The 4,816-nt window shown below is 47.2% G+C and carries 4 protein-coding genes and 1 pseudogene; 1 reads left to right on the top strand and 4 read right to left on the bottom strand.

Going from position 1 to position 4,816, the window contains the following annotated elements; genetic code table 11:
* The 4 genes and pseudogenes from ABGY95_RS04825 to rpsP all read right to left on the bottom strand — a co-directional run.
* Window positions 1-632 (bottom strand): annotated as a pseudogene (locus tag ABGY95_RS04825) (UDP-N-acetylglucosamine 1-carboxyvinyltransferase); the annotation flags it as partial.
* Between the two features lie 29 nt (window positions 633-661).
* On the bottom strand, window positions 662-1,510 hold the full coding sequence (gene prmC / locus ABGY95_RS04820) for a peptide chain release factor N(5)-glutamine methyltransferase (RefSeq protein WP_347440564.1): 849 nt from the start codon (window positions 1,508-1,510) through the stop codon (window positions 662-664).
* Between the two features lie 19 nt (window positions 1,511-1,529).
* Window positions 1,530-2,606 carry a peptide chain release factor 1 gene (gene prfA, locus ABGY95_RS04815; RefSeq protein WP_347440563.1) on the bottom strand — a complete coding sequence of 359 codons (1,077 nt, stop codon included), beginning with the start codon at window positions 2,604-2,606 and terminating at the stop codon, window positions 1,530-1,532.
* 187 nt (window positions 2,607-2,793) lie between these two features.
* Window positions 2,794-3,048, bottom strand: coding sequence for a 30S ribosomal protein S16 (gene rpsP / locus ABGY95_RS04810; protein WP_347440565.1), 255 nt, complete (start codon window positions 3,046-3,048; stop codon window positions 2,794-2,796).
* A 229-nt stretch (window positions 3,049-3,277) separates the two neighbouring features.
* Between rpsP and obgE the strand changes: the two genes are divergently transcribed.
* The gene (gene obgE / locus ABGY95_RS04805) at window positions 3,278-4,390 is read left to right on the top strand and encodes a GTPase ObgE (protein ID WP_347440562.1); all 1,113 of its coding nucleotides are present in this window, start codon (window positions 3,278-3,280) and stop codon (window positions 4,388-4,390) included.
* Window positions 4,391-4,816: the final 426 nt, after the last annotated feature.

The following is a 4,816-nucleotide window of genomic DNA, read 5'->3' as shown; positions in this document are numbered from 1 at the left end:
GCGCCTTCGATTTTTGCGCCCATCCCGATCAGAAAGTCAGCTAGATCAACAACCTCTGGCTCAGCTGCAGCAGACTCAATGATAGTCGTACCTTTAGCTAGAACCGCTGCCATCATCAAATTATCCGTACCAAGCACAGTTGGCCCCTGCTTACCCCGAAGGTCAACTTCTGCACCTACGAGTCCATTAGGGGTAGTCATATCCATATTACCTCCCTCCATGTCGATCACTGTACCAATTGCGCGCAGACCTTTAAGATGAAGATCAACTGGCCTATCACCTATAACGCAGCCACCCGGAAGTGACACGCGCGCCTTACCAAGTCGAGCGAGTAGGGGACCCATAACACAGATAGAAGCACGCATTTTGCGTACCAATTCGTAAGGGGCCTCATGGATAATGTCCTTAGCGTTGATTCTAACTGTGCCGCTTGATCGCTCAACTTGAGCTCCCAATGCAGAAAGTATTTGAATCATATAGTTAGTATCCGAAACATCAGGGACTCGACGAATAATGATATCTTCATCAGTGAGGAGAGCAGCTGCTAAAATGGGTAGAGAAGCATTTTTTGCGCCAGAAATATTAACCGATCCATTAAGTTGGTGGCCGCCATGTACGATAAGTTTATCCATGATAATTAGATTTTTGAGAGTCCTATATGTTAGTTGCCTTCCCAACGCGCTGTTGGGAAGCGATATATGCCTGAAAGGTCCGGAAAGGTTTTGATGTCGCAGAATCCGGCATTGGAAAGAAGCCTCTCCACTTCGGAGCTCTGATGTATGCCGACCTCCAAAGCTATGATGCCGCCAACATCAAGGTATGCGGGGCTTTCCTGAATAAACTCACGAATGATATCCAATCCATCATCACCTGAATAAAGGGCCAAATCTGGATCATAGGTCAATTCTGCAGCTAACGAGCTGCGATCCACCTCTGGCACATAGGGGAGGTTCGCCACGATGAGATTATACTTTGACGCCAATTGAGCAAACAAGTCACTTTGTTTACCCGTACAATTCCCGACGCCATTGGACGTTATATTTTTCAGGGTTAGCTCGAGCGCGTCGGACGAGACATCCACGCAATCAACTTCCGACTGAGCACCATATTCCAATGCTAAAGTTATCCCTATCACCCCCGATCCTGTGCCCATATCGAGCACTTTAGCTGGCGCTACAGGATTGAGCTGCTTGAGGATGATTTCGCACAACTCTTCTGTCTCTGGTCGAGGTATGAGCGCGCGTGCATCAGTATAAAAATCGCGCATGAAAAATTCCACTGTCCCGAGAATATGCTGCAACGGCTCACGGTCACCTCGACGCTTAAGCATCTCACGTAGAGGAACTAAACTAGACTCGCTCATAGGCTCATCAAATCTCGTGTAGAGCTGAATCTTTGAGCAATCGAGTTGATGACACAACAATAGTTGCATATTCCGACGCGCATCATCGACACCTTTATTCTCAAGCCACTTCGTGCCTGAATCCAGAGTTTCTAGAATTGTTTTCAAGGTGTTACAGCGAATGGGGTTACTCTAGACCTGCGTCAGCAAGACGTTGCTCCATCTCTTCCTTCATTAGGTTTTCCGTTATCTCACCGACTTGACCATTCAGAATTCCATCCAAGTTGTGAGACGTGAAGTTGATACGATGATCAGTGACACGTGATTGAGGAAAATTGTATGTGCGTATCTTCTCAGATCTATCACCAGATCCAATAAGAGATTTACGTTGAGCTGAATACTTGTCGGACTCTTCTCTAACCTTAGCTTCGTAAAGTTTAGCTCGCATGATCTGAAGGCCGAGTTCTCGGTTTTGCGTCTGGCTGCGACCATCCTGGCATTTCACTTGTAACCCAGTGGGTAAGTGAGTGATCTGCACACATGAGTCAGTTGTGTTCACGTGCTGACCACCAGAACCGCCTGAGCGAGTCGCCTGAATGTGAAGATCCTCCTTCTTAAGCTCGACATCAACGTCCTCAGCTTCCGGAAGAATAGCAACCGTAATAGTGGATGTGTGGATTCTACCCTGGGTTTCAGTAGCTGGGACACGCTGCACACGGTGTACCCCTGACTCATATTTAAGATAACGAAAGACCTCCTCGCCAGTAACCTTCAGAACAACTTCTTTAAAGCCACCAACATCTGACGGGCTGCTTTCGAGGTGTTGTAACTTCCAGCCACGACTTGCGCAGTAGCGTTCGTACATACCCATGACCTCGCCCACAAAAAGGCTCGCCTCATCACCCCCTGCGCCAGCGCGAATTTCAACCAGCGCATCGCGATCTTCGTTGGGGTCACGAGGGAGGAGGGCATATTGCACCTTCTCGGAAAGCTCTTCGATTGTCGCCTCTAACTCAGGGATTTCCAACTCCGCCATCTCCGCCATCTCCGCATCATCCTCCTTGGCTAGCTCCTGGTTTTCAATGAGGTTGGTTTTAGCTGTGGTTAGATCCTCCCACATATCTAGCAATTTTTTTAGTCGGCGATGCTCCTGCATGATCTCTGATGCCTTCTTCTGATCCGAAAAGAGATTTGGATCTGTAATCAACACTTCCACAGCAGCGAAGCGCTCGCGTCGTTTCTCTATGAGAGAGGCATAGTTCATGGCGGCAGAGTCTATTCAGATTTGCTGCCGTGCAAGCACTTTTCAGTACGGTGATGAGATTTAATTAGAATTCAAAGATGAACCCACACATTAGCGTCTTCAATCACTCAGAATAAATCTGAGTCTAAACACAAAAAAGCCGCCCATAAAAATGAACAGCTTCTAAAAAAATCAGATGATTAGCAAATTACGCTTCAAGAGCTGCCTTGCGAGCCTTTTTGATAATATCACGAACCGTGTCAGATGGCTGCGCGCCATTGCCGATCCAGGCATCCACCTTGGCGAGGTCGATTGTGAAGTTTGTGCCTTCAAGCATTGGGTTGTAAGATCCGAGTTGCTCAATATAACGGCCGTCGCGTCGTGCGCGGCTGTCTACTGCTACAATCTTGTAGAAAGGACGATCTTTCGTGCCTTGGCGATTTAGTCTAAGTGCTACCATAATAAATAATGTTTATAAGATAAACGCTGCTCAGGAAGAGCGGCGGGAGCGGCAAACTGCACAGATAGGGTGGGTTTGCCAAGTGAAATCGAACAAAACCCTGCCAAATCATTGAAAAGTCACCAAAAAGTAGTGAAACCTTAGTATTGCTGGTTGCTGAAATGGGAATTGGTGTTAAGAAGTCGCTTCACCCCGAATAATCTGAACCTTTTAAATAGAATACCACTTAGCCATGTTTATCGATAATGTCCGCGTGTACTGCAAAGCCGGAGACGGTGGCAATGGAGTTGTCCACTTCCGTCGCGAAAAATACCTACCTAAGGGCGGTCCTGACGGCGGAGACGGCGGAGATGGCGGGGATGTTATCATTGAATGTAGTCCAAACACTGACAACTTGCGTCAATTCTTCTACGACCCAAAACTTGTGGCTACTGGTGGCGCACATGGATCTGGTGCACGCAAACACGGTAAGAACGGCAATAAGGTGGTTGCTCATGTTCCCCCTGGTACCGTGATTTACAAAAGCCCAGCTTTAAGTATTAAAGATGCCGTTGAAATGGAGCGCGGCGACGGTATCGACCTAGAACCTGTTGTAGACCTTACCACTCCTGGGCAACAATTCGTGCTCTGTGAAGGCGGAGTGGGAGGAAAGGGGAATTGGCATTACAAATCTTCAACAAACAGAGCACCTGAAGAACACACATTGGGTACTGAGGGTGGCGAGTCTGTTTATTACTTTGAGCTACGACATATCGCTGACGCTGGGATGGTTGGCTTCCCGAATGCTGGCAAATCAACACTAGTTGGAAAACTCTCAGCAGCGACTCCTAAAATTGGTAACTATCCATTCACCACACTCAAACCAACCGTTGGCGTTGTGGAGTTCCCAGGTTTCCGCAGATGCACGGTGGCTGACATACCAGGCTTGATCGAAGGCGCCCACGAAAATCGCGGACTTGGCCATGAGTTTCTACGTCACATCACACGTTGTCGCATTCTCCTTTTCGTTATCGATATGGCCGGCTTTGACGGCCGTGACCCAATCGAAGACCTACAGACACTACGAACAGAGATCAAAATGTACGACGCTGAATTATCCAAGTTCCCATGGATCGTCGTAGCCAACAAGATGGACCTCGATGGCGCAACTGAAAATCTAGAAGCATTCAAGCAGCGCTTCCCTAAGGTGAAAATTATACCGATGTCTGCCGAAAGTGAAGAGGGATTAGGCGCCCTTCGTAACCACCTAGACGAAAATGTCGGCTACCACCTACATGGCGCAGAGTCGGTCAATAGTGATGACTTGACCGACGAACCTGAATTTAATCAAGGCATTGACAAGTAACGCATTAATTTTAATTTTCACACTCTACTTTTAATGGAGATTGGGTCTAGCTAAGACCACTTCCACCTAATTTTATAACACTAGTTGCCGGTGTTCAAGTGCTGGAGAAAGCGAGTGTGCTTTTACAAAAGGCAGCAGATCATGGGCTGATCATTTCTGCAGATAGCTATCTAAATAGCCAGTCGCTAGACTATTAAGACCTACTGGTTTTGGGTTGGCTACTAGATGCTGCATGAATGGAAGGGTAATAATCAAATAGTCTTTGATACTGATTCCGTCCTAGCAGTTTGCTCGGAAGTGGCAAATGCTGTGGCAGGAGTGAACATAAATAAGGAACGCTTATAACCACACCTGCTCATGTTCCGCCTTCATCCCTGTAAGATTTAGTTACATGGATTAATGAGCCTGATAGTTTTATTACTATGG

Source organism: Rubritalea sp. (assembly GCF_039830215.1).
GTDB lineage: Bacteria > Verrucomicrobiota > Verrucomicrobiia > Verrucomicrobiales > Akkermansiaceae > Rubritalea.
Note: the sequence above shows the minus strand (reverse complement) of the source record. Positions and strands in the feature narration are given on the sequence as shown.

Excerpts from the sequence above, each read along its gene's own strand:
- prfA (WP_347440563.1), bottom strand. The coding sequence starts at position 2,606 with ATGAACTATGCCTCTCTCATAGAGAAACGACGCGAGCGCTTCGCTGCT.
- obgE (WP_347440562.1), top strand. The coding sequence starts at position 3,278 with ATGTTTATCGATAATGTCCGCGTGTACTGCAAAGCCGGAGACGGTGGC.